At 49.9% G+C, this 23,176-nt stretch carries 27 protein-coding genes and 1 tRNA gene; 23 read left to right on the top strand and 5 right to left on the bottom strand.

Annotated features, from left to right (window positions below; all coding sequences use genetic code 11):
• The first annotated feature begins 344 nt into the window (after nucleotides 1–344).
• Nucleotides 345–1,109 (top strand): PEP-CTERM sorting domain-containing protein, encoded by a 765-nt coding sequence (locus HUN04_04175; GenBank protein ID WDP88971.1) that lies wholly within the window; start codon nucleotides 345–347, stop codon nucleotides 1,107–1,109.
• Nucleotides 1,110–1,471: 362 nt separating this feature from the next.
• On the opposite strand, the gene HUN04_04170 is transcribed toward HUN04_04175, so the two are convergent.
• The 3 genes from HUN04_04170 to HUN04_04160 all read right to left on the bottom strand — a co-directional run bounded on the left by HUN04_04170 (nucleotide 1,472) and on the right by HUN04_04160 (nucleotide 2,631).
• Nucleotides 1,472–1,563: transfer RNA gene (locus HUN04_04170), tRNA-Ser, on the bottom strand.
• 44 nt (nucleotides 1,564–1,607) lie between these two features.
• A complete protein-coding gene (locus HUN04_04165) occupies nucleotides 1,608–2,330 on the bottom strand; it encodes a methyltransferase (GenBank protein WDP88970.1) in 723 nt (240 codons plus the stop codon).
• Nucleotides 2,311–2,631, bottom strand: coding sequence for a DUF721 domain-containing protein (locus HUN04_04160; GenBank protein ID WDP88969.1), 321 nt, complete (start codon nucleotides 2,629–2,631; stop codon nucleotides 2,311–2,313). Before HUN04_04160 ends, HUN04_04165 begins: the two co-directional genes overlap by 20 nt.
• A gap of 243 nt (nucleotides 2,632–2,874) precedes the next feature.
• Between HUN04_04160 and hflK the strand changes: the two genes are divergently transcribed.
• Entirely contained in the window at nucleotides 2,875–3,960 is a 1,086-nt protein-coding gene (hflK, locus tag HUN04_04155) for an FtsH protease activity modulator HflK (GenBank protein ID WDP88968.1), read from the top strand.
• A 2-nt stretch (nucleotides 3,961–3,962) separates the two neighbouring features.
• The gene (hflC, locus tag HUN04_04150) at nucleotides 3,963–4,931 is read left to right on the top strand and encodes a protease modulator HflC (protein ID WDP88967.1); all 969 of its coding nucleotides are present in this window, start codon (nucleotides 3,963–3,965) and stop codon (nucleotides 4,929–4,931) included.
• A gap of 75 nt (nucleotides 4,932–5,006) precedes the next feature.
• On the opposite strand, the gene HUN04_04145 is transcribed toward hflC, so the two are convergent.
• Nucleotides 5,007–5,102, bottom strand: a complete 96-nt coding sequence (locus HUN04_04145) for an AURKAIP1/COX24 domain-containing protein (GenBank protein WDP88966.1) — start codon at nucleotides 5,100–5,102, stop codon at nucleotides 5,007–5,009.
• 119 nt (nucleotides 5,103–5,221) lie between these two features.
• Between HUN04_04145 and HUN04_04140 the strand changes: the two genes are divergently transcribed.
• The 20 genes from HUN04_04140 to HUN04_04045 all read left to right on the top strand — a co-directional run bounded on the left by HUN04_04140 (nucleotide 5,222) and on the right by HUN04_04045 (nucleotide 22,380).
• Nucleotides 5,222–5,767, top strand: a complete 546-nt coding sequence (locus tag HUN04_04140; protein ID WDP93153.1) for a hypothetical protein — start codon at nucleotides 5,222–5,224, stop codon at nucleotides 5,765–5,767.
• A 114-nt stretch (nucleotides 5,768–5,881) separates the two neighbouring features.
• Complete coding sequence (locus HUN04_04135) at nucleotides 5,882–6,148, top strand: zinc ribbon domain-containing protein (protein ID WDP88965.1); 267 nt, start codon at nucleotides 5,882–5,884, stop codon at nucleotides 6,146–6,148.
• Between the two features lie 86 nt (nucleotides 6,149–6,234).
• Nucleotides 6,235–6,522 (top strand): co-chaperone GroES, encoded by a 288-nt coding sequence (gene groES, locus HUN04_04130; protein WDP88964.1) that lies wholly within the window; start codon nucleotides 6,235–6,237, stop codon nucleotides 6,520–6,522.
• 62 nt (nucleotides 6,523–6,584) lie between these two features.
• The gene (gene groL, locus HUN04_04125) at nucleotides 6,585–8,228 is read left to right on the top strand and encodes a chaperonin GroEL (GenBank protein WDP88963.1); all 1,644 of its coding nucleotides are present in this window, start codon (nucleotides 6,585–6,587) and stop codon (nucleotides 8,226–8,228) included.
• 221 nt (nucleotides 8,229–8,449) lie between these two features.
• Entirely contained in the window at nucleotides 8,450–9,154 is a 705-nt protein-coding gene (tolQ, locus tag HUN04_04120) for a protein TolQ (protein ID WDP88962.1), read from the top strand.
• Complete coding sequence (gene tolR, locus HUN04_04115) at nucleotides 9,154–9,570, top strand: protein TolR (GenBank protein WDP88961.1); 417 nt, start codon at nucleotides 9,154–9,156, stop codon at nucleotides 9,568–9,570. The genes tolQ and tolR overlap by 1 nt, the downstream gene beginning before the upstream one ends.
• Before the next feature lie 88 nt (nucleotides 9,571–9,658).
• Nucleotides 9,659–10,513, top strand: coding sequence for a TonB family protein (locus tag HUN04_04110; GenBank protein ID WDP93152.1), 855 nt, complete (start codon nucleotides 9,659–9,661; stop codon nucleotides 10,511–10,513).
• A 38-nt stretch (nucleotides 10,514–10,551) separates the two neighbouring features.
• A complete protein-coding gene (gene tolB, locus HUN04_04105; protein ID WDP88960.1) occupies nucleotides 10,552–11,910 on the top strand; it encodes a Tol-Pal system beta propeller repeat protein TolB in 1,359 nt (452 codons plus the stop codon).
• Nucleotides 11,911–11,941: 31 nt separating this feature from the next.
• Complete coding sequence (gene pal / locus HUN04_04100; GenBank protein ID WDP88959.1) at nucleotides 11,942–12,514, top strand: peptidoglycan-associated lipoprotein Pal; 573 nt, start codon at nucleotides 11,942–11,944, stop codon at nucleotides 12,512–12,514.
• A gap of 119 nt (nucleotides 12,515–12,633) precedes the next feature.
• The gene (ybgF, locus tag HUN04_04095) at nucleotides 12,634–13,482 is read left to right on the top strand and encodes a tol-pal system protein YbgF (protein WDP88958.1); all 849 of its coding nucleotides are present in this window, start codon (nucleotides 12,634–12,636) and stop codon (nucleotides 13,480–13,482) included.
• Nucleotides 13,483–13,498: 16 nt separating this feature from the next.
• Nucleotides 13,499–13,975 carry a crossover junction endodeoxyribonuclease RuvC gene (locus HUN04_04090; protein WDP88957.1) on the top strand — a complete coding sequence of 159 codons (477 nt, stop codon included), beginning with the start codon at nucleotides 13,499–13,501 and terminating at the stop codon, nucleotides 13,973–13,975.
• Between the two features lie 49 nt (nucleotides 13,976–14,024).
• Nucleotides 14,025–14,660, top strand: coding sequence for a Holliday junction DNA helicase RuvA (locus HUN04_04085; protein WDP88956.1), 636 nt, complete (start codon nucleotides 14,025–14,027; stop codon nucleotides 14,658–14,660).
• Nucleotides 14,661–14,662: 2 nt separating this feature from the next.
• On the top strand, nucleotides 14,663–15,697 hold the full coding sequence (gene ruvB / locus HUN04_04080) for a Holliday junction branch migration DNA helicase RuvB (protein WDP88955.1): 1,035 nt from the start codon (nucleotides 14,663–14,665) through the stop codon (nucleotides 15,695–15,697).
• A gap of 9 nt (nucleotides 15,698–15,706) precedes the next feature.
• Nucleotides 15,707–17,017 carry a L,D-transpeptidase family protein gene (locus HUN04_04075; GenBank protein WDP88954.1) on the top strand — a complete coding sequence of 437 codons (1,311 nt, stop codon included), beginning with the start codon at nucleotides 15,707–15,709 and terminating at the stop codon, nucleotides 17,015–17,017.
• Nucleotides 16,981–17,922 carry a hypothetical protein gene (locus HUN04_04070; GenBank protein WDP88953.1) on the top strand — a complete coding sequence of 314 codons (942 nt, stop codon included), beginning with the start codon at nucleotides 16,981–16,983 and terminating at the stop codon, nucleotides 17,920–17,922. Before HUN04_04075 ends, HUN04_04070 begins: the two co-directional genes overlap by 37 nt.
• 68 nt (nucleotides 17,923–17,990) lie before the next feature.
• Complete coding sequence (locus HUN04_04065) at nucleotides 17,991–19,439, top strand: succinylglutamate desuccinylase/aspartoacylase family protein (GenBank protein ID WDP88952.1); 1,449 nt, start codon at nucleotides 17,991–17,993, stop codon at nucleotides 19,437–19,439.
• 20 nt (nucleotides 19,440–19,459) lie between these two features.
• Complete coding sequence (locus HUN04_04060) at nucleotides 19,460–19,879, top strand: polymer-forming cytoskeletal protein (GenBank protein WDP88951.1); 420 nt, start codon at nucleotides 19,460–19,462, stop codon at nucleotides 19,877–19,879.
• A 71-nt stretch (nucleotides 19,880–19,950) separates the two neighbouring features.
• Nucleotides 19,951–20,385 carry a 50S ribosomal protein L13 gene (gene rplM / locus HUN04_04055; protein ID WDP88950.1) on the top strand — a complete coding sequence of 145 codons (435 nt, stop codon included), beginning with the start codon at nucleotides 19,951–19,953 and terminating at the stop codon, nucleotides 20,383–20,385.
• Between the two features lie 27 nt (nucleotides 20,386–20,412).
• Complete coding sequence (rpsI, locus tag HUN04_04050; GenBank protein WDP88949.1) at nucleotides 20,413–20,808, top strand: 30S ribosomal protein S9; 396 nt, start codon at nucleotides 20,413–20,415, stop codon at nucleotides 20,806–20,808.
• Nucleotides 20,809–20,913: 105 nt separating this feature from the next.
• Nucleotides 20,914–22,380, top strand: coding sequence for an exodeoxyribonuclease I (locus HUN04_04045; GenBank protein WDP88948.1), 1,467 nt, complete (start codon nucleotides 20,914–20,916; stop codon nucleotides 22,378–22,380).
• On the opposite strand, the gene HUN04_04040 is transcribed toward HUN04_04045, so the two are convergent.
• On the bottom strand, nucleotides 22,354–23,112 hold the full coding sequence (locus tag HUN04_04040; protein WDP88947.1) for a PilZ domain-containing protein: 759 nt from the start codon (nucleotides 23,110–23,112) through the stop codon (nucleotides 22,354–22,356). The two genes, HUN04_04045 and HUN04_04040, sit on opposite strands and share 27 nt — an antisense overlap.
• Nucleotides 23,113–23,176: the final 64 nt, after the last annotated feature.

The following is a 23,176-nucleotide window of genomic DNA, read 5'->3' as shown; positions in this document are numbered from 1 at the left end:
AAAATTGGGACCTGTTTTTTGAAATGCAAACCTGATGCGTGATTAAAAGGGTTTTTGATGACAAAAAATTCGGATTGCAATTTATTTTGGACAGTAATGATGAATTTAATTTTACAATATGATATTTTTTCCACAGTTTATCTGTTCTGATTTTGCAAATACCAACTATTAATGACCAATGCGGGGGAAAAATTACTTTTTTGATTGGGTATAATACTTGCTTTTATTTATAGTATTGTTCTTCACTTTAATTTTATACCGCCTATGGTTGGCCTTGCCCCAGACTACCTCCCTGATGATGTAAAAAAAATACCTATAATTTTAAAACAAATTTTGGAGGGATTATGCGAAGTAAACAATTCTTTTACTTGATTTTATGTGTTTTCATCTTAACGGGAGTCGCCTCTGCAACATCGTATAATTTTGATGCAGGGACAGCAGGGTTTAGTACTTTTGGTACAGCAACTTCATATTCAGGGGCTGTTCAGTTGACAGCGCCATCAACAAGCCAAATCGGAAGTATTTTTTTAGATACAAAACTAAATGCCACCAGCTTTGATGTTAGTTTTGATTTTTTTATTAGTGAGCCCAATCGGCCTTTTTGTGGAGACGGGTTAACTTTTGCCTGGGTGCAAAATAAAGGGCTCGGTGGCGGTGGCGGTTACTTGGGCTTTGAAGGGTTGAATGGCTATATGGTGGAAGTTGATACCTATTGGAATGAGCCATACAATGACGGGGTGGAATATTACCTGGATCGGGCAAGCCACATTGCTGTTGGGCAAAGTGTAATGACGCCGTTAAGCCTTAGTGAAACGCCTGATATGGTCAATACCGGTTGGCACCATGCGGATATTGTATTTAATAATGGCAGTATCCAAGTCCTTATGGATGGTACTAAGTATATTGACTATGTAATTAGTGGGTATGCTGGCTTTGATGCCTATTTTGGTTTTACTGGATCAACAGGCGCCTCATATTCAAGGCAATTGATAGATAATTTTGAAATCACAGTGGGTCAAACGCCCATTCCAGAGCCTAGTACAATTATTTTATTTGGTATTGGTCTTTTAGGTCTTGCAGGGATCTCCAGAAAAAAAGATCATAATTAAAGATTCTCTTTAAGGAAGAAGGCAGGGTGTTTTATAGCGCCCTGCTTTTTTATTGCAGCCTCACCGGCGCCCTATAACAAAGCCCTGTCTTCATGCCAGGTCTCTGGCCTTAGTTTTTGCAGCAGGCAAATCATCTGTTCTAAGAAATACCGCAATTCGTTTCTGGAAGTGGTTTCCTGAAGGTCCATGGGTGTCCTGAATCGGAAACAATAAGGATGAGGGGTTTTGGGAAAATGGGATGTTTGAGATGTCGATTGTCATTTTAATCCTATCGTATGCCAATGTGTATGGCAGGGGAATTCAAAATAAGATGCCGCACAAATAAAAAAAGCCACTGTATTCACAGCAGCTTCCCCTTTGTCTGGCGGAGAGGGCGGGATTCGAACCCGCGGTACCCGGTTAGGATACACACGCTTTCCAGGCGTGCACCTTCAGCCAACTCGGTCACCTCTCCGAACTCAATCGACCGGGGCAAGATATGCTTTTTTTGTGTCTGTGTCAAGCATTAAATATGCTTCTGTGTTCTTTTGTTGGGTTGTTATCTTTATCATAGAGGATGAATGGCGGTAAAACCCTGCAGGATGATTTGAAATTTTTTGCACCGCAGGCAATGATCCGTATGGCATTTTTTTTTGCTGATGGGTGGATGGATTTTATCCATACAGGCCGTATGGAGGTTCCGGCCATTGCCTGGTGCAGGTCGAATAAGCGTTCCGCTGGGAGTATGATCATGATCTGTCCGCCGGGCCTGAGAAGGTTGTCCGCTGCGTTGAAAAGGGCGGATATGGTTAGGGTTATTTCATGTCTGGCAATGGCTTTCTGGTGATTGGGGTTTATGCGGCCGGTGTTTACCTTTTTATAAGGGGGATTTGATATGACCATGTCAAAAGGGGCGCCGGCATCTGATTTTGTCAATTCCAGAATGTCTTTATTTATAATCCGGATTCTGTCCGTCATATGATTTTGGGTGATATTTACATGGGCCAGTTCAGCCAGTTCCCGTTGTATTTCAACACCGGTGATGGTTGTGTTGGGGTGTCTGGTCCCTATTACCAGGGGAATGATGCCGCATCCGCATCCGGCATCCAGGATCTTTTCCGTTTTCCCCGGTCGGACATGGCTGCACAAAAGGATGGGGTCCAGGGTATACCGGTATCCGTTTTGGGGCTGGCGGAGCCTGAGTCTGCCGTCAAACAGGGATTCAACTGTGTATTTTTCCAATTTTGAACCGTATTTGCTTGATGAGTTGCTTGTCCAGGTGGGTGTTTAGATTGGAAATCATTTCTTTTTCCAGGAACTTTAATTGGTGGATCCAGGCGGAACTGGATACATTTACCGAAAGTGTTCCGTCCTTAAAAGCTTCGGGTTTTGCGTTCATGGCAATGGGGGCGCCGACAGCATTGTCCCAGGTTTCCCATATTCGGGTCATGCTTGTATCCTGCGCCGGCCTGTATTTGCCCAGGGCACGGGTCAGGATGTCGCTGATATGTATCAGATTATTTTTATTCTGGTTATTGCTCACAATTTTTGATTTCCTGTTTTATATCTTTTTTTCTGGGTCATACCATATAACGGTATCTGAATATACCTAAAAAATGAGATGCGGCATCTGGTTTCAGGCCCGCCGGCGGGGCCTGTTTTCCAAATAAATATTGCCTTTTGGCCTTGATTCAAGTTAAATAGTTCATATTTTGCCTTCAAAATGTATCGGAAAAAAATTAACCACTCAACTGTTGCAAAGGACGCTCAGTATAGGACAGAATTTATGAATTGGGATTGGGAAAAACTCAGGGAAAACCAGCAAAAGTATGAACAGAGGCAGGGGGGCGGCCCCGGCATGCCAAAGCCGCCCCAAATAGATGATCTTGTAAATAAATTTAAGGGGTTTAGATTCCCGGGCGTGCTTTTCGTCGGCATCCTGCTGCTGGCGCTGTATCTGGGGTCATCTACCTTTTTTACAGTGGACCGGAATGAGGTCGGGGTGATCCAGCGGTTCGGCAAGTATGACAGGGTTGTACAGCCGGGGCTGAATTTTAAATTGCCCACAGGCATTGAAAAGGTCACCAAGGTCAACGTTAAAACACCTGAAACAGAAGAGTTCGGGTTTAAAACCTATGGCAGTACAGGCACCTATCGGACGGCTACGGATTCCTCAAGGCAGGAATCTTCCCTGATGCTGACAGGGGATTTGAATGTGGCGGTGGTCCCCTGGATTGTTCAGTACCGCAGGGCAGATCCCAAAGAGTATCTGTTTAATGTAAAAGATGTCCGGTCGCTGCTCCGAAATATGTCGGAGGCCACCATGCGTACGGTTGTGGGCGACAGGAGTATCAATGAGGTGATTTCCAGCCGGGCGGAAATCGCCCTGGCTGCCAAGGAAATGCTCCAGAAAGAAATGGACAACGCCAAGGCCGGTATCAGTATCGTAAATATCGAGATGAAGAAGACCAACGTACCCCAGCCGGTGCAGGCGTCTTTCAATGAAGTCAACCAGGCCACCCAGGAAAAAGAGCAGACCATCTACAAGGCCAGGGAAGAATACAATAAGGCGGTCCCCCTGGCAAGGGGTGAAGCACAGCGGCTTATTAAGGATGCCGAAGGGTATGCCATTGACCGGGTGAACCGGGCCCAGGGTGATGCCGCCAAGTTTAAGTCGGTGTATGATGCCTATGCCCAGGCAAAAGATGTGACCAAAAAACGAATGTACCTTGAGTCCATGCTGGAAGTGCTGCCCAAGGTCGGAAACAAGTATATCATTGATTCGGATCAGAAAAACCTTCTTCCGTTTTTAAATATGGGCGACAAGGCGGCCGGGCTGCCCCAGGACAGATTTCTTCAGAAGGGTGAATAAGAATGAATGGAAATAGTGTTAAAATAGTGGTGCTGGCGGTGATTGCGGTTGCCGTAATTTTGTTTTCAGGATCTGTCTATGTGATAGATGAAACCCAGCAGGTGGTGGTGACACAGTTCGGGCGGATCGTGGGGGAAGCGCAAAAGGATCCGGGGATAAAATTTAAGATTCCTTTTATCCAGAAGGCCAATTATTTCCCGAAAAACCTGCTGGAATGGGATGGTGATCCCGGGCAGGTGCCCACAAAGGATAAAACCTATATATGGGTGGATACCTATGCACGGTGGCGGATTTCCGATCCCATTGTTTATTTTCAGACCGTAAAGGACGAATTTGCCGCGCTTAAACGTTTGGATGATATCATTGATCCGGCCGTCCGTGACCTGATTTCCTCCTATCCCCTGGTGGAGAGTGTGAGGAATACCGACCGTCCCATGGATACCTTTGAGGCCATCGCAGGAATGAGTAACGGTGAGAATGAAGATGCGCCCAAGCAACTGGTCCGGTATAAGGTGGATCTTGGCAGGGACGAGATCGCCAGGCAGATCGAAAAGCAGGCCAGGGAGAAGCTGGCCCAGTTCGGCATTGAAGTTGTGGATATGAAGATTAAACGGATCAACTATATCGACAGCGTGCGGCGGTCTGTCTATGACAGGATGATCGCTGAAAGAAAGCAGATTGCCGAAAAATTCAGGGCGGAAGGCCGCGGGGAGGCAAGTAAAATCCGGGGTGAAAAGGAACGGGAGCTTCAGGTGATCAAATCAGAAGCATACAAGGAGGCCCAGACCCTAAAGGGTAAGGCGGATGCCGAAGCGACCCGCATCTATGCCGAGGCTTACGGCCAGGATCCTGAGTTCTACGCTTTTTTAAAGACCATGGAGTTGTACAAGAAGACGCTGGAAAAAGACAGCACCATGGTGTTGTCAACGGATTCGGATTTGATGAAGTATCTGAAGGGAAGCGATCGGTAAATAAATAAAGGGCGTATTGAAGTCGGTTTGCCGTCTCAATACGCCCTTTAATTTCAAGAAAAAATACTTCGTAAATTATTTTTTCTTTCTCTGATGTCTGGTCTTTGCGAGGAGTTTTCTATGTTTATGCTTGCGCATTTTTTTTCTTCTCTTCTTGATTACGCTACCCAAAAAAATCACCTCCTTTAGATGAATTGATTCTGTTTCTATGCTAAATTGTTACTATAGCATAATTTTTCAGTTTGTGTCTATTCTTTTATTGTTAAGGGGCGGGGTAGAAAATGGAGCAGATGGTTTTTAACCGAGAAGAGCTCAAGCTGGTGGACCGGGCTGTTGTCCGGGCCGAGGAGCTCGTCAATAATTTTTTCAAGCTTTCTCCGGCGCAGTGGCTGAACAACCGGTATGATATTAAAACCGCTGCAACCCTCTCCCGCCATGAACGGGTGGATGGCCCTTTCGCCCAGGTGCTTAAATATGAAGGGCAAAAAAGCGATGTGCATTTAAGCTCTTCTGCTTTCAGTCTTTACCATGTCTGTCTTCAGGATTCCGCCATCATCGCGCTGGTGTCCCAACGGCCCGAGATTCGTCTTGATCCCTTTCTTTTATATATACTTGTCCATGAGTTGGTTCATGTGGTTCGGTTTTCGCGGTTTGAACACCGGTATGAGAATGCCTCCGAGGCGGATGTCACTATGGGGGAAGAAAAGAAAGTTCATGGTTTGACCTATGAGATTCTTTCCGGTGTATCGGTCTCTGGGATGTTGAAAGTGCTTGAATTTTATAAGGATTGGCATGGTTGTCTGCCGGGTGTGGGATCGGGTAAAAATTTTAAATGAGCTGCCTTGACAAGGGTGAAAGACTTATTATTTTATTTTTGATTTTTCAAGCAGTGAAGCCCCACCGGAGTGTCAGTCAGCGCTTCGGCGGCAAAAGATTAAGGAAAAAAGAAAATGCCTGTTTATGAGTACCAATGCAAGGAATGCGGACATATTGAAGAAGCATTCCAGAAAATTTCTGAGCCCCCCCTTGAGATCTGCCCCCAGTGTAAAGGCAGCCTCAAAAAGCTGATTTCCCAAAGTTCCTTTCATCTGAAAGGTTCCGGATGGTATGTGACGGATTACGGCGGGGCAAAATCCGGTACCAATTCCGGTGGCACCAAAGAAAAAACTGCAAGCAAATCAGAGAATACAGCTTCCAAATCCGGCGTTTCCAAATAAACCATGACAGCCGGTTGGAGAAGTTTGGATTTAATTCAATATAAAATTTAGTGAACAAACATTAATATCTAAAGGAGAATTGCATCATGAGTTTCAGACCTCTGAGTGACAGAATTCTGGTAGAACGCGTTGAAGAAGATGAAAAAACCAAAGGCGGTATCATTATCCCCGATACAGCTAAGGAAAAACCTGCAGAAGGTAAAGTCGTCGCCACCGGCAACGGCCGTATGGGCGAAGACGGCAAGCTCCTTGCCATGGATGTAAAAGTAGGTGACCGCGTATTGTTCAGCAAATACGGCGGCACCGAAGTTAAAATCGACGGCGTTGACTATCTGATCATGCGCCAGGATGACGTTCTGGGCGTTGTGGACTAGGATTTTCTGACTATAGAACCTGCGAATTAAACCATTAAAGATATAAATGGAGATTGAATAAGATGGCTAAAGAAATTAAGTACGATGCCAAAGCACGTGAAGCGATGCTCAAAGGTGTTCAGGCCCTGGCCGACGCCGTTGTGGTAACCCTGGGCCCCAAGGGCAGAAACGTTGTTATTGAAAAATCCTGGGGTTCCCCCAACGTCACCAAAGACGGTGTGACCGTTGCCAAGGAAATCGATCTTGAAGACAAGTTCGAAAACATGGGCGCCCAGATGGTAAAAGAAGTCTCTTCCAAGACTTCTGATATGGCTGGTGACGGTACCACCACCGCCACTGTTCTTGCCCGTGCCATTTATGAAGAAGGCCAGAAACTGGTCGTTGCCGGCAACAACCCCATGGGTATTAAAAGAGGCATCGACAAGGCAGTTGCCAGAATCGTCGCCAACCTCGAAGAACTGGCCAAGCCCACCAAAGACCAGAATGAAATCGCCCAGGTCGGTACCATCTCCGCCAACAACGACACCACCATCGGTAACATTATTGCCGAAGCCATGGACAAGGTCGGCAAAGAAGGTGTTATCACCGTTGAAGAAGCCAAATCCATGGACACTACCCTGGACGTTGTAGAAGGTATGCAGTTTGACCGCGGTTACCTGTCTCCCTACTTTGCAACCGATACCGAAAAAATGGTTGCCGCCCTGGAAAGCCCCTTTGTCCTGATCTGCGACAAAAAAGTTTCTTCCATGAAAGACCTGCTGCCGGTCCTCGAGGAAATTGCCAAGACCGGCAAGCCGCTGGTTATCATCGCAGAAGACGTTGAAGGCGAAGCACTGGCTACCCTGGTTGTGAATAAGCTGCGCGGTACCCTGAACGTTGCTGCCGTTAAGGCCCCCGGTTTTGGCGACAGAAGAAAAGCCATGCTGGAAGATATCGCCATCCTCACCGGTGGCCAGGTGGTTTCCGAAGATATCGGAATCAAACTGGAAAACATTACCCTCCAGGATCTGGGTCAGGCCAAATCCATCACCATCGACAAAGACAACACCACCATCGTTGACGGTGCCGGTGCCAGAGAAGCCCTGGAAGGCCGCGTAAAACAGATCCGTGCCCAGATCGACGAGACCTCTTCCGACTATGACCGCGAAAAACTCCAGGAAAGACTGGCCAAGCTGGTCGGCGGTGTTGCTGTCATCAACGTTGGTGCTGCCACCGAGACTGAAATGAAAGAGAAAAAGGCCCGCGTTGAAGATGCCCTGAACGCCACCCGCGCTGCTGTTGAAGAAGGCATCGTGCCTGGCGGCGGTGTTGCCCTGGTCAGAAGCATTGCAGCCCTTGACGGTCTGGATGTTGAAGGTGAAGAAAAACTGGGTGTTGAAGTCATTGCCAAAGCCATTGAATGGCCCCTGCGCAAGATTGCCGACAATGCCGGTGTTGAAGGCTCCGTTGTCATCAACAAGGTGAAAGAAGCTGAAGGCGCCTTCGGCTACAACGCCAGAACCGACGTTTACGAAGATCTCATCGAAGCCGGTGTTATCGATCCCAAGAAAGTGGTCCGGTTTGCCCTGCAGAATGCCGCTTCCGTTGCATCTGTCATGCTGACCACCGAAGCCATGATCGCTGAAATCCCCGAAGAGAATGCCGGCGGCGGAATGCCCGGCGGCATGCCCGGCGGCGGAATGGGCGGAATGCCCGGCATGATGTAAGCATGCATTAGCATGATGCGTCAATACGCTTAAGCAAAGCCCCTTTGCCCTCACCGGCAAAGGGGCTTTTTTTTGGCCTTGACAGGGCCGGGAAGGTCTTATACGTAGATTTATTCGGGGGTATCTGGTATGGTGCCCCTTGTAAGTGTTGAGTTGCGGATGCCGGAATTGGGCGGTTAATTCACCGCCGGCATCCACCACCATAGATTTAGAGGGGAGTTATGACCGCCGAATCCATCAGCCTGCTGTATATTCTCAACGATGCGGGGCCTGTTGTAAAATTTGTCATGCTTTTGCTGCTGTTCTTTTCCATTATTTCCTGGGCAATTGTGTTTATAAAATTCAGGTATATCCGCAGGGCATATAGGGAATCTGCCGATTTTACTGAGATGTTCTGGCAGTGCCGTACCCTGGCCGATGCCTTTAACAAGGCCAAGGCGCTGAGGGCCAGTCCGGTGGCCAGGATTTTTATGACGGCTTATATGGAGGTGGCCCGGTCCGACGGAAAAGAGGGACAGAGCCTGAAGAATATCGAAGTGTCCTATTTCCAGGCCATGGGCAGTGTGAAGCGGACCCTGCGCCGGGCCATCAATGTTGAAATCCGTCGGCTGACCCAGTTGGTCCCCTTTTTGGCCACGGCGGGCAATACCGCCCCTTTTATCGGCCTTTTCGGTACGGTATGGGGGATTATGAGCACGTTCCAGGGGATCGGCCTGTCCGGTTCCGCCAGTCTGGCCGTTGTTGCGCCGGGGATCTCCGAGGCCCTGGTGGCCACGGCCGCAGGCCTTGCAGTGGCCATCCCGGCCGTCATTGCATATAATTATTTTACCGACAGGATCCGGGTGCTGGATTCGGAACTTCAGAGTTTCTCTTCGGATCTGCTGAATATCATTGAACGGGACATCCAGAAGAAAATGGAGGCATAATGCAGCTGGGAGGGGATAACGGCCAGTTTATGTCGGAAATAAACGTCACTCCTTTTGTGGATGTGATGCTGGTTCTGCTGATTATTTTTATGGTTGCGGCCCCCATGATGGTACAGGGGGTGGATGTGGATCTGCCCAGAGCAACCTCCGAGGCCCTGCCTTCGGATGAAGAGAGCCTGATTGTGGCCATCGACGACGGATCCAGGGTCTATATCAACGATATGGAAGTCAGTGCAGCCTTTCTGACCGAAAAACTAGGGGCGGTGCTGGAGAATCTGGATAAAAGAAAGGTCTATCTCAAAGCCGACAAAAAAGTGCCCTACGGGGTGGTGGTGAACGTGATGGGCAAAATTAAAAATGCAGGCGTTGAAAGCCTGGGAATGATCACCCTGCCCGATGAAGAAGAAGGCCGCTGATAAATAGAAAATGGCTATCCGGTCTCAGGTTCGAAAAAAAAGCGGGCGCCTCTTCGGTTCCCAGGTTCATGGTGCGAAAAGTCTGGCCATGGTGTGTATACTTTCCCTGGCAGTACACCTGGCATTTTTCGCTGCGCTGATATGGTTTCATGACTTTGATTTTCTGCCGCCCAAGCCCAGGGTGGTCCGGGTGGACCTGGTTTCACTGGCACCCGGGCCGGAGATCGGGGAAGCCATGCCGGAGAAGGTGGCAACCCAGGAGCCTGAACCGGCAAAAGAGGCTGTGAGCGTAAAAGCCAAGCCCCTGCCGGAACCTGACCCCGAGCCTGTGGCTGCCCCCACGCCGGTTCCGGTTCTCAAGCCGGAGATCAGTCTGAAATCGAAACCGAAAAATATCAAAGATCTCATGGCGGCCCGGAAGGCGAAGGAGAAAAAGGCTGAAAAGAAAAAGAAAACAAAACTGAAGCCCAAGGCCAAAAAAAATCCGGAAAAGGAATTGGAAAAAGCCAGGCAGGCCCTGGCACAAAAGGTGGAAGCCCAGAACAGGGAACAGATTGACCAGGCCCTTAAACGGATGCAGCAGGCCGTTGCCGGTCAAGGGCGGGGGCTTAAAAAAGGTCCGGGGCTCGGCGCGGGCACCGGCCGGGCAGATCCCGGGCCCCTTGAAATTTATAAAATGAAAATACAGCTTCATGTCAGCAAAAACTGGGTGTTTAATGAGACCCTTGCCGGCATGAACCAGAACCTTGAAGTAACAGTATTTGTAAAGATTTTAAAAAGCGGTGAAATCCGGGATATCTCCTATGAAACCCGCTCGGGGAACCGATATCTGGATGAATCCGCCAAAAAGGCGATCCGGCGGTCCAACCCCTTGCCTGAATTGCCGAAGGGCATGGCATCCTATGAGGTGGGGCTTATTTTTACCCCAAAGGGGCTCAAATAACCAGTTCAGGTCTCCAATGGAATAAAGAGGATTTGTGTATGTATTGTCTGAGATGGAAATCCGTATTATCACCCCTGTTGCCGATACTCGTCTTTTTATCCCTGGGAATGGTGCCGCAGGCCGTGGCCAGGGATTACGATTATATCAATATCAGCAATCCGTTTTTAAATAAGACACCCGTGGCAGTCACCCGGTTTAAGGCGTTCACCGGCAGTGACGCCGAGGTAAAAGGCGGTGGCTATGCCGAAGAGGTGCTCAAGGCGGCCCTTGATTTCACCGGATATTTAAAGGTGATGGATTCCGCGGCCTTTCTATCGGATCCGGCCGTATCCGGTATCCAGCTGGGGCAGATTCATTTCAAGGACTGGACTTCCATTGGCGCTGAACTTCTCATAACGGGAGGGATCGAAGCGTCCCAAGGGCAGGTCAAATTAAGGCTCCGTCTGTTTGACACCTATAATACCAAGCTGGTTGTCGGCAAAATTTACACCGGAACCCCCAAACAGATCCGTAAAATGATTCATATGTTCTGTTCCGAGATCTCCATGAAACTGACCGGCAGTTATGGGATTTTTGGCACCCGGATGACCTTTGTATCTACGGTGGGGGGAAATAAAGAGATTTTTGTTTCCGATTTTGATGGCAACAACCCCAAACAGATTAGCCATCACAAAAGCATTTCTTTGTCCCCTGCCTGGTCCCATGACGGAAAATGGCTGGCCTATGTCTCCTATGCCAAAGGCGGCCCGGATATTTTTATCAAAAATTTAAAGGAAAAAAGAGGGGCGGTGGTCAACTACAAGGGAATCAATATTTCTCCGGACTGGAGCCCTGTGCAGTTGCAACTTGCGGCTACACTCAGCTTTTCAGGAAACCAGGAAATATATTTGTTGACCAAAAAGGGAGAAATTATTAAAAGAGTTACCAAGAGTTGGGGGGCCAATGTCTCTCCGAAATTTTCTCCCGACGGCCGGAAAATAGCGTTTACCTCCAGCCGGGGAGGGAATCCCCAGGTCTACGTTAAGGATCTTGAATCCGGTGAAGTCAACCGCGTCACCTTTGAAGGGCGCTACAATACCTCGCCGGCCTGGTCGCCTGACGGTAAGAAGATTGCCTATGTGGGCATAGATAAAAACCGGATTAATATTTTTGTTATCCCCCTTGATCCGGAGCCCGGGGCGCCTGTTCAACTAACAAAGGACGCGGGCAGTAATGAAGACCCCTGCTGGTCGCCTGACGGCAGCCTTATCGTCTTTAAATCCGACCGGGAGGGCGGCCGGGCAGCGCTGTATGTTATGACCGCGGCCGGGACCGACCAGCGACGGCTGTTATCCCTTAAAGGAGAACAGAGCCAGCCGGATTGGTCCGGATCCACGGGGTTTGAAAACGGATACTAAAAACAATAAATATAAAACTTAAGGAGGCGTTATGGAAAGAAAATTGTGGATGAGACTGATGATGGCCGTGCTGGTGGCAGGATTGATGATGACAGTTTCCTGTGCCCAGAAGAAGGTTGTGACTGAACCGACTACCGTTGAAGACAAGGCCAAGGCAGAAGCAGAGGCCGCTGCTGAAAAGGCCCGGATTGAAGCCGAGCGGATCAAGGCCCAGGAACTTGCCGAAAAGCTCGCCAAAGAGCAAGCCGCTAAAATTGCCGCGGCAAAAAACAGGTTCGTCAACCAGAATATCCATTTTGAGTATGACAGTGCGGAACTCAGCTCCATGGCCAAGATGCTGCTCAAGGAAAAGGCGGAATGGCTGAATGCCAATCCCGCGGCAGCGGTTACCATCCAGGGGCACTGCGATGAGCGGGGCACCACTGAATACAACCTTGCCCTGGGCGAACGCCGGGCACAGGCCGCCAGAAACTATCTTGTGGACCTCGGTATCTCCGCCGGACGTCTGGACATGATCAGCTACGGCGAAGAACGCCCCATTGATCCTGCCAAAACACCGGAAGCCTTCCGTAAAAACAGGCGGGCCCAGTTTGTAATTAAATAGTTTGTCTCTTTGGAGGCCTTTTCGGGCGCAGCCGCCGCTTTGGGCGAGGGCTGTGCCCGTCCGTTTATTTTGCCCGGCCAGTCATCTGCCACGGGCTGGATTAATATTTGGAATATAAAATGAAACGTTTTCTTTTTTACTGCTGTCTGCTGCCGTTTTTCCTGCTGATGACCGCCTGTGTGGGGCAGGAACAATACCTTGTGCTGGAAAACAGGGTCGCCGCCATTGAGAGGGAGAACAACCGCCGGGCCGCCGCCCAGCAGGATAAGGCCAATACCCTTGACAGACTAAAGACCGATATGAGCCAGGGCGCCAAAAGCTCCAGGGAGAATTACGCTGAACTCAAGTACGAGGTACAGCAGCTCAAGGAGCGTTTTTACCAGGTTCAGGGGCAGATGGAAGAACTCCAGCACCGCCTGGGCACCAGTGACCGGGCCCGGCAGGAAAATGTTGAAAAGCGCATGGAGCGCCTGGATAATGCCATTTCCAAAAATTACGAGAAGGTAATTGCCCTTGAAAAATATATGGGCTTTGAGCCTTCCGAACCGGGCCCGACTGAAGAAACGGCTCAATCCGGCCCGGCCCTGACCAAGGATACGGAAGATGGGCTCTATAATTTCGCCAAAAAGCTCTTTGACGATGGCGACAAGGAAAATGCGCGGCTTCAGTTTGAAAACTTCATAAACAAGTATCCCGAATCAAAAAAGGCGGATAACGCCAGGTTCTGGATTGCCGATTCCTATTACGCGGAAAAATGGTTTGAAAAAGCCATTCTTGAATACCAGAAGGTGCTTGAGACCTATCCAGGCTCAAATAAGGCTGCTGCTGCGCGTCTCAAACAGGGGTATGCCTTTGCCGCCCTGGGGGAAACGGCCAATGCGCGGCTTATACTCAAGGAACTGATTAAGCGGCATCCCGACTCCAAAGAGGCAAAATATGCCCGGGAGAAGCTCAAAAGTATTAAATGAGCCCCTTTTTTAGACAATGAAGGTGATTGGAATTGACCCGGGACTTGCCGGTACGGGGATCGGACTTGTCCTGGGAAACGGCCGGGAGATTGCAGGATATTCTTTCGGAAGTATTGCAACGGATGCCAAAGATCCTACCCCTGCCAGGCTGCACAAGATTTACACGAAAACAAAAGAATTCCTCAAGGAACAATCTCCCGATCTTGTGGTGATAGAGGATATCTACTCCCTTGAAAAATATCCCGGATCGGGTATTATGCTGGGCAAAGTCTCAGGGATACTGTTGCTGGCGGCTTTCGAAGCCGGGGCACAGGTCCGTGAGGTGTCGGTCCGTGAGGTTAAAAAGGTGGTGTCTGGAAGCGGTAGTGCTGATAAGCACCAGGTGGAACGCTCCGTGCGGCATCTGGTAAACCACCACGAGCCCATTCGCCCCTTCCACGCCTCGGACGCCCTGGGACTGGCGCTGACCGGATTATACAGGTATGGGCGGTAGATCCATTGAAAACCAATTCCAGAACGGGAGTAAATAATTAGGGTGAGTAATGATCGGATATCTTGAGGGGCGGATTATACGCCGGGAAGCAGAGAGTATTCTTCTGCTGGCGGGACATATCGGATATGAGGTCCTTCTGGATCCTGTCACCTTGTCACGGGCTGTAAGTGAGGGGGATGAGGACCGGGTGGCTCTTTATATCTATTACCATGTCACGGACCGGCAGCCCAAGCCGGTACTCATCGGATTTTTGACTCCGGAGGATAAGGAATTTTTTCAGTTGTTCATCACGGTGTCGGCCATTGGCCCCATGAAGGCGGTGAAGGCCCTTACCTGCCCGGTGGGGGAGGTGGCCAGGGCCATTGAGGACCGGGATACCCGGTTTTTGTCTCAATTGTCGGGTATTGGAAAGCGGACAGCTGAAAAAATCATTGCCACTCTGAACGGGAAAGTGACCGTGTTTGCCGATGCGGCTGCAGATGAAATCCCGGAAGATACCGGCAGTGCCGGGAGTGTACCCGCGGAGCAGGAGACCGTTTCCAGGCAGGTGGCGGAGGTATTGGTGGAACAACTCGGCCATTCCGCCGCATCTGCCCGGCGCATGATCAAAGAAGCCTTTGAGCGGAACCCGGAGATCAGCACCCCCGAAGATCTTTTTGATGAAATTTACCAGGAGAACCGTTAAGGATGGGATCGGATATTTTATCTTTTTCATCGGATAAAAAGGGGGTGGTTTCCGAAAGCCTTAAACAGGAAGACCGGGCCCCGGAAATCGTATCCTTAAGACCGGAGCGGTTTGACGATTATGTGGGACAGGCTGCGGCCGTTGAGACTTTGAAAATCGCCATCCAGGCCGCCAAGATGAGAAATGAACCCCTGGATCATATCCTGCTTCACGGACCGCCCGGACTTGGTAAGACAACGGTATCCCATATCATTGCCAATGAAATGGGGAAAGAGTTGACGGTGACCTCCGGCCCCACCCTTGAAAAAGGGGGGGACCTGGTCGGCATCCTTACCCACCTGGGGGAGGGGGATATACTCTTTGTGGATGAGATCCACAGAATCCCCAAGGTGGTTGAAGAATTCCTCTATCCGGCCATGGAAGACTTTGCCGTGGATTTTGTTTTTGACAAGGGAATCCACGCCCGGAGCCACCGCTACAGGCTCAAACAATTCGTCCTCATCGGCGCCACAACCCGCGTGGGCCTGCTTTCGGCACCCCTCCGGGACCGGTTCGGCATTTTTCGCACCCTGGATTTTTATGATGTCGGGGAACTGATGGTCATCATTAAACGCTCTGCTGCGCTGCTGGAGACCCAGATGACAGACGAAGGGGCCCTGGAACTGGCCCGCAGATCCCGCGGGACCCCGCGTATCGCCAACCGGTTGCTCAAACGGGTCCGGGATTACTGCCAGGTCAAATACAAAGGCCGTGTAACTGCAGGCGGCGTTAGAGAGGCGCTGGCGCTGGAAGGCATCGACGATCTGGGACTGACCCGGCTGGACCGCAGTTACCTTGGCACCATTATAGAGTTTTATCACGGAGGGCCGGTGGGCATTGAAGCCATTGCCGCCACCCTTCAGGAAGAGACCGATACCCTTGTGGATGTCGTGGAGCCCTATCTGTTGAAAATCGGACTGGTGCTCAGGACCTCCTCCGGGAGAAAAGCCTCCGAAAAGGCATATCGGCATTTAAAGATTGATCCGAAAGGCAGTTGATTGAATTCCATGAGATTAATCCGCATCATCGGCAGTATTGTTTTTTCCCTGCTTTTTTTATCCATGGCTGCAGGGGCCGGGTATGGCGACACCCGTTTTTCACCGGATGCCCTGATCCGCATGCCAGGGAAAGAGAACGCCATCATCGTTGAAAAAGAGACCCAGACCCTCTCTGTATGGGCGGGAGACGAAGAGCGGGTGAAAAAGGTGTTTAGCGTTCCCTGTTCCACCGGAGAGGTGGCCGGCCCCAAAACAAAGGCCGGGGACAAAAAAACCCCTGAAGGGGTATATTTCCTCAAGGATGAATATGAGGACCGATATCTGACACCGGTTTACGGTAAAAAAGCCTTTCCTTCGGACTACCCCAATTTCCTGGATCTGCGTCTTGGGAAGCAGGGATCGGCCATCTGGATCCACGGCACTGACAAACCCCTCAGGCCCATGGACTCCAACGGGTGTATTGCTCTGGATAATGATAATATCATGGCATTGGCCGGATACATTCAGCTGGACGCTACGCCCCTGATTATCGTGGAAAAGATAGGGCTTAAACCGGCGGAGGAACTGGCCCTTGAAAGGCGACGGATTGATACCTTTTTAAAAGGCTGGACCCAGTCACTTGAATCGGGAAGCTACCATGATTATCTGGCTCACTATGACAGCACCTATTTACCGGATATTGCCTGGTGGGAGACCTGGCTGAGGCTGAGAACTGCGGCCCGGAAGGGAGGTATTTCTCTTAAGGTGCTGGCGGAACAGGTCGGCATTTATGCCCAGGGCAAGGTGGTGGTGGTACTTATGGATATGTACCTGGCGTCCGGAGGGGATAGGGAATATTTAGGCAAGCGCCAGTTCTTTATCAAGGATTCCCCAAAGGGACCGGTGATTCTGGGGGATCTCTTTCAGAAAAAGGCGGCACCTTATGAAGGGGGGAGCGCCGTCCTGGTCGCTGCCGCAGGGAAGGTGGTCCGAGACGGGGCTGCGGATGATGAGGTGTTGGAAACCGTTGAGCAATGGCTGGCAGCCTGGTCGGCCAAGGATATGGCTGAATATGCCGCTTTTTATGCCAGTGATTTTTATTCGGACGGCCTGGGCAAAAAGGCCTGGGTCCGCCGGAAAAAGCAGCTTGCCGGGCGGTATGACTATATCAAGGTGACCGGGTCGGACTATAAAGTGGTTAAGAAAAAGGACGGGTATGTGGTCAGTTTTCTTCAAAGCTATAGGTCCAGCGGATTTTCCGCCAAGGGCAGAAAAAAGTTGAAACTCGTGAAAAAAGGTGGGGCATGGAAGATATATCGAGAGAACTGGAAAGGGAAATAGCCAAGGCAAAACCAGCTCCGTACAAAACCAGCAGAGAAAAGAAAATTCTCATTGTTGATGATTTCGGCGAGTTGCGTTCAGGTGCTTACCTGAAAACGTTGGTCAAATTGTTTTTCATCGTCAGCGTGGCAGGTCTGCTGGGTTCGGCCCTGCTTTATTACCTTTTTTCCCAGGCCAGGAAAGAGAATGTCGATCTAACGGAACGGCTGGCTGTTGCTGAAAAAAAAGCGGAACGCCTGACCGGTGACAAGGAAATTCTCATGGCCCGCCTGGTCATGGCCGGCAAGGACGTGAAACTGGCCAGTCAGGCCTCCCCCGAACCTGAAACGGCGCCGGCCAAGGAACCGCCGACGTTGCTGGCAACGAAGGGGCTGCCGTCAAAGGAAACCCAGCCCGGTATCATGGCCAAGCCCGATAAAGTGCCGCCTCCCACCGAAACGCCAGTTCCGGTCCCTGAAAAGACACCTGCGGTCGCGGCTGAGCCACCGGCGAAGGAGGATGTTCCTGCTGAATTGCCAGAGGTCACGCCCCCCGATGATGTGGTCTCTGTTGAAAAATTTTCATTGACCCGGGGGAAAACAAGCGGTCAGCTCACCGTCCGGTTCAACATCCGGAATATTTCCAAAACCGCCAAGGAGATTTCAGGCCGCATTTTTGCCGTGATGAAGCCCGAGCCCGGTAATGCCGCCAATTGGGTGGTGGTTCCCGGGGGGCAGATGGAAAAGGGAATTCCCAGGCCTTATCGTAAGGGGCAGTATTTTTCAATCACCCGTTTTAAGCCGGTAAAATTCACTATCAGGAGCCAGGCGGCGCCGGATCGTTTTAAAACCGCCACCGTCTATGTTTTTGGCGATGATGAAAAACTAATGTATAAAAATACCATGGCGATTAACGGGGTGGACTAGTTTAGATGGCAACCTACCTCAAAATAACAGGCTTGTTCCTGCTGAAATTTATATGCTGCGCAGGCGTATTGCTGTTACCGGCAATGGGGACTGCCGGCCAGAAAACCCATACGGTGTATTTTGAAGGAGAACAGAATGAACTCCACGTATATCGTATTTTCGGGTCAAAGCCGGGGAAAACCCTGTTAATCGTCGGCGGCATCCAGGGAGACGAGCCTGCCGGATTCATTGCCGCTGATTTTTACGTGGATCTTTCACTGGAACAGGGGAATCTCATCGTTGTGCCCCGGGCGAATTTCCCTTCCATCCTGAAAAAAGAACGGCAGATCAACCAGGATATGAACCGGAAATTTATGGATGACCACACCAGCAATTATGAGGCTAAGGTGGTGGATGTCCTGAAGAAACTGATCTGCGAAAGTGATTGCTTTTTAAATCTCCATGAAGGATCAGGCTTTTATTCCTTTGACTGGGAGGGGCCGGAGCGAAACCCCCAGAAATTCGGGCAGTCCGTGATTGCCGATGATGATTTCCTGAACACCGGCGGGGAGGAGGACAGGGAAAAGAAAATCAATCTTCAGGAGATGGCGCTGGAGGTGATTGAAAAAATCAACCGGGGTATAATGGATGAACGGCAGTATTTTCATTTTAATAATCACCGGACCGGGCATCCCGATTCCCGGCATAAAGAGCAGCGAAGGTCCGCCACCTATTATGCCATGAATGTCTGTAAAATACCGGCATTCGGCATTGAATCGGCAAAATCCCTGCCCCTGGAGCAGAAGGTGCGCCAGCACATCCTCGGGGTGGACGGGTTTATGTCGCTGCTGGGCATTGTCCCCAAATCCCCGGGCATTGATCTGATAGAGCCGGAAATGTCCTATATGGTAATTTCCGTTAACGATTCCATTCCCGTCGTGGTGGGCAAGATGCAGCGCCTGAAGCTTCGAAAGGGAGATGTCATCCAGGTGCTTGACATTGTGGCCAACTACAGGCGGGGATTGAGTGTTGATGTCATCGGGCTGGGCAACGAATTCAATGATATGAAAAAAAAGCTGAAAATCACCGAGCCCACCCGCATAGAAGCTAAAAAGGATTTCTACGCCTGCGGCAGCGTTTTCCTGGATGTGGGAGAGCAGGCGGAGGCGGAACAGGTGCCACAATTGACCCTTGGCGAATCAGGCCGTGTGGAGGGACTGAGGTATAAGCTTAAGATCAACGGCGCCACAAGGGTGATTGACAATTACGGACGAATTGGTCTGAACAGGGGGGACAAGCTGGTGATTGTGGATCTTCTTTCCGGAGATGTGGATCCCTCGGAATATATTGTCAATTTTAAGGGATTTGTGGGGAACAAAAGTCTGAATAACGGCGAAGACCGGGGCTACGTCATTGATACCGGCGCCGGTGTACTGATGCCCAGGTACTCCACTGAAAAAAAGGGCCTCAAGTATCAGGTGGTCACCACCCTGGACGGAAAAGAGGTCGGAAAGCTATATATTGATATTCAATCATAGAGACATTGAGGAGAGGGACATTGGGTAAAAATGACAGAAAAAATCTGAGTATCATTGATAAAGAGCTGAAAATTGACGGCTCCATATCCAGCACCGGTAAACTGATCATAAAAGGCCAGGTCACCGGCACCATCGACGGGGATGTGGTTATTATTGCCGAAGACGGCATTGTTCATTCCAGTGCCACAAAGGTCTCCAGCCTCACCATCGGCGGCAGTTTCCAGGGGGAGGTGGAAGCCTCCAAGGAACTGGTGATTTTATCCACAGGCACCTGTGCCGGCAAGGTGGTCTGCCAGGATCTGATTGTTGAAAACGGCGGGGTGCTCAATGCTGATGTCTCCTGCAAAACCTCCGGCAGCATGGCCATGCCCAAACCGAACGCAAAGCTGTCGGCCGCTGGCAAAGGAGGCCCGAAAAATGAAAAACATATTGAATTGTAAAATATGCTTGACTTTTTAAATGAAATTATGTAAATATCGCTGATTGTGTTTACTGAGAGGAGCGTAGAACATTGAAAAAATATACATATAGTGCGAAAAGATCTGACAACAAAGAAAATTGGTGCGTGATTGATGCAAAAGACATGGTGCTCGGGCGCCTTGCATCACAGGTTGCTTACAGGATCCGCGGAAAGCATAATCCCCTTTATACTCCCCATGTGGATATGGGCGATTGGGTGATTGTTATCAATGCCGACAAGGTTAAGCTGACCGGTAACAAAATGGGCCAGAAAACCTATTACAGGCATTCCGGTTACATGGGCGGTATCAAATCAACCTCCGTCAAAGAAATGTTTGAGAAAAAACCGGAAGAAGTGCTCCGGAAGGCTGTGCGCGGGATGCTTCCCAAGAACAGACTGGGCCGGAAGCTTGGCAAAAAATTATTCGTATATACAGGCGATCAGCATCCCCACGCTGCTCAGAAGCCTGAAGTTGTTGAAATTTAAGAAGAAAATAAGGACGCGATACTATCAATGGAAACCGGAAACGTTTTTTACGCAACAGGTAAGCGGAAAGATTCTGTGGCCAAAGTGTGGCTTGTACCTGGTACAGGAAAAATTGTCGTAAACAAAAGGGAAATGGAAGAATATTTTGATATCACAGTAAACCAGGACCTCTTGACGTCTCCTTTGGTGCTCACCGATAAGGGTGATGCATTCGATATCAAAATCACTGTCATGGGCGGTGGCCAGAGCGGTCAGGCCGGGGCTGTACGCCAGGGCATTTCCAAAGCACTGGTTATTGCCGATCCCGAGTTGAGAGGCGTGTTAAAATCCGCCGGCTTCCTGACCAGGGATGCCAGAAAGAAAGAGCGTAAAAAATACGGTAAAAAGGGCGCAAGAGCCAGTTTCCAGTTCTCAAAAAGATAGTCTTTTTTACTCGGTCCGACGATTCCTGGAGGGGAAGCAACTTGTTTTGCTTCCCCTTTTTGGGGTTGGCCGAGGTCGTTTGACCATCATAAGAACAGGATGAGGATGCATTTCCTTTTTTACGATATTGAAACATCAGGTCTGAGCCCGGCCTTTGACCAGGTGCTGACCTTTGCCTGTATTAAAACCGACGCTGACCTGGTGGAATTGTCCCGGGAGGTCATCACGGTTAAGCTGCGGCCTGATATTGTCCCTTCACCCGCAGCATTTCTTACCCATGGCCTGACACCTGAGGAGTTGGATGCCGGCATCCCAGAGTACCAGGCCGCCCTGAAAATCCATAGATTATTCAATACGCCGGAAACCATTAGCCTGGGATATAATTCCCTGGGGTTTGACGACGAATTCCTGCGGTTTTTGTTCTACCGCAACCTGCTGGATCCCTATTCCCACCAATATGCCAACGGGTGCGGGCGAATGGACCTGTTGCCTGTTGCCGCGGTCTACCGGGTTTTCTGCGGGAACATCCTGTCGTGGCCTATGCTTGAAAATGGGAAATCCACCTTAAAGCTTGAACATATCTCACGGGAAAACCGGTTCCAGGTCTCCGGAAGGGCCCATGAGGCCATGGCGGATGTCGAAGCTCTGCTGTGCATGGCCCGAATTTTTCAAAAAGAGAAAAAGGTCTGGGAATATCTGCTGGGCTTTTTTGATAAACAAACGGATAACCAGCGTATCCAGGAGTTGAAGAGTCAGAACCCGGCTGTTAATTCACAGTTCAAGATCGGATTAATGGTCTCGGTCTCCTTTGGTGCGGATCGTAATTATATGGCCCCTGTGATTCATCTGGGCCAGTCTGAACCCTATAAGAACCAAAGCTTGTGGCTGCGACTGGATAAACCGGACCTGTTGGCAGAGATGGACGAGGAAAACGGCATTTATAATGTTTTTATTACCCGCAAGCGGCCGGGGGACCAGTTCTTTATTCTTCCCTGTCTGGATCGGTTCTGGGGGCGGCTTAACCCGGAAGCGGCTGCGGCCTGCAAGGATAATCTTGACCGTATCCATGGGGATGACGGATGTTTTCTGAAAACAGCCGCCTATCACAGGGCATACCGGTATCCTGATATTCCGGATGTGGATCCCGATGCCGACCTTTATCAGGGCGGTTTTTTTTCGCCGTTTGAGAAAAAAGAAATCGCATCGTTCCACCAGGCCCTTTCAAGGGAGAAGGACCATTCCAGTCTCTATCAAATCTGCCGTGCATTTAAGAGCCGGCGGGTCAGCGTACTGGCTGCCCGTATTTTGGCCAGAAGCTTTGGCGCGCCACTTTCCGGGAATGCTGAACTCTCAGCCCATATTAAACGGCTTTCCGGGGATGGGGATGCGGTAAAGGGATACAAAAACGATGAAAAGTTTACCTGTGACAGCGCCCTGGTTCAGGTGGAGAATATACAATCCGGAATTGATACAGGTGAGGCAGAGCCCTTGGATAAGCGGCAAAAAGCCCAATTGGCCTGGCTAAAATCACATATCAATAAAATGTCAGCCTTTCTGGCTGATTCTTTTTAGTTCCGCAATCTGGGCTTCGTGTATAAATTTAATTAGCAGTTCTTCGTTTTCAGGCGTGATTCCTTGGATTCTCATGCCGATGAGGATATGGGTTTCGGAATAGTTCTGATTGACCCTTACCACTTTTACTTTCAGGGGAAAGGTGGCCAGGGGCGTTTCCTTTTTGTTATCCACAAGGGAAATCCCCATTGGCAGGAGTGTGCCCACCCTTAACCCCGCCAGGACGGGAACGGCTTTTCCCCTTTTTTTGGGAACCACGATGCCAAGCCCCGTAAAAGAGATGTCTTTTACCCTGAAATCTTTGACGGTGAAGAAATCCTTCTGGTTGTAAAGCAGTTTTCCCTTTACCGTATGGCTGGTGCTGACTGCGAGTCTGAATGCGGACCGGATATTAGTTTCAGAGGCGGGCAGGGTATACTGGAGAATCAGCGCCCGGGTGGTTGTCCGGTTGGCCAAAGGGTAGTTCTCAATAAACTTTACCGGCAGGCAGTTTATCCCTATTCTGGTCCTGCGTTGCCCGGTGTGGACAATGGTTGTCAGGTGGAGTTGGTCAAAGGCAGTGTTTGGGGTCAGAGCCGGATTGGGTTGTGCAATGGTGATGGTTTTGTTCTTATAGTCGGCATCGTAGATAATGGACGCCCTTGAGATAGGCGTGTCGGTATCCATATTGAATACCAGATCCACACCTACTGACGGTAGAAAGATTTTTTCTGCGTTGAATGCCATGCCCATAAATCGACTCAGGCAGTATTGACCGCGTCAATACTGCCTGAAGAAAATTTCACTTAAATACGAG

The organism is Desulfobacter sp. (assembly GCA_028768525.1).
Classification (GTDB): domain Bacteria; phylum Desulfobacterota; class Desulfobacteria; order Desulfobacterales; family Desulfobacteraceae; genus Desulfobacter.
Note: the sequence above shows the minus strand (reverse complement) of the source record. Positions and strands in the feature narration are given on the sequence as shown.

Excerpts from the sequence above, each read along its gene's own strand:
- ruvB (WDP88955.1), top strand. The coding sequence starts at position 14,663 with ATGGGATCGGATATTTTATCTTTTTCATCGGATAAAAAGGGGGTGGTT.
- HUN04_04075 (WDP88954.1), top strand. The coding sequence starts at position 15,707 with ATGAGATTAATCCGCATCATCGGCAGTATTGTTTTTTCCCTGCTTTTT.
- tolQ (WDP88962.1), top strand. The coding sequence starts at position 8,450 with ATGACCGCCGAATCCATCAGCCTGCTGTATATTCTCAACGATGCGGGG.
- HUN04_04110 (WDP93152.1), top strand. The coding sequence starts at position 9,659 with ATGGTGTGTATACTTTCCCTGGCAGTACACCTGGCATTTTTCGCTGCG.
- rpsI (WDP88949.1), top strand. The coding sequence starts at position 20,413 with ATGGAAACCGGAAACGTTTTTTACGCAACAGGTAAGCGGAAAGATTCT.
- tolB (WDP88960.1), top strand. The coding sequence starts at position 10,552 with ATGTATTGTCTGAGATGGAAATCCGTATTATCACCCCTGTTGCCGATA.
- tolR (WDP88961.1), top strand. The coding sequence starts at position 9,154 with ATGCAGCTGGGAGGGGATAACGGCCAGTTTATGTCGGAAATAAACGTC.
- pal (WDP88959.1), top strand. The coding sequence starts at position 11,942 with ATGGAAAGAAAATTGTGGATGAGACTGATGATGGCCGTGCTGGTGGCA.
- hflK (WDP88968.1), top strand. The coding sequence starts at position 2,875 with ATGAATTGGGATTGGGAAAAACTCAGGGAAAACCAGCAAAAGTATGAA.
- HUN04_04135 (WDP88965.1), top strand. The coding sequence starts at position 5,882 with ATGCCTGTTTATGAGTACCAATGCAAGGAATGCGGACATATTGAAGAA.
- HUN04_04085 (WDP88956.1), top strand. The coding sequence starts at position 14,025 with ATGATCGGATATCTTGAGGGGCGGATTATACGCCGGGAAGCAGAGAGT.
- HUN04_04140 (WDP93153.1), top strand. The coding sequence starts at position 5,222 with ATGGTTTTTAACCGAGAAGAGCTCAAGCTGGTGGACCGGGCTGTTGTC.
- HUN04_04045 (WDP88948.1), top strand. The coding sequence starts at position 20,914 with ATGCATTTCCTTTTTTACGATATTGAAACATCAGGTCTGAGCCCGGCC.
- groL (WDP88963.1), top strand. The coding sequence starts at position 6,585 with ATGGCTAAAGAAATTAAGTACGATGCCAAAGCACGTGAAGCGATGCTC.
- HUN04_04040 (WDP88947.1), bottom strand. The coding sequence starts at position 23,112 with ATGGGCATGGCATTCAACGCAGAAAAAATCTTTCTACCGTCAGTAGGT.
- hflC (WDP88967.1), top strand. The coding sequence starts at position 3,963 with ATGAATGGAAATAGTGTTAAAATAGTGGTGCTGGCGGTGATTGCGGTT.
- HUN04_04070 (WDP88953.1), top strand. The coding sequence starts at position 16,981 with ATGGAAGATATATCGAGAGAACTGGAAAGGGAAATAGCCAAGGCAAAA.
- HUN04_04090 (WDP88957.1), top strand. The coding sequence starts at position 13,499 with ATGAAGGTGATTGGAATTGACCCGGGACTTGCCGGTACGGGGATCGGA.
- ybgF (WDP88958.1), top strand. The coding sequence starts at position 12,634 with ATGAAACGTTTTCTTTTTTACTGCTGTCTGCTGCCGTTTTTCCTGCTG.
- HUN04_04175 (WDP88971.1), top strand. The coding sequence starts at position 345 with ATGCGAAGTAAACAATTCTTTTACTTGATTTTATGTGTTTTCATCTTA.
- groES (WDP88964.1), top strand. The coding sequence starts at position 6,235 with ATGAGTTTCAGACCTCTGAGTGACAGAATTCTGGTAGAACGCGTTGAA.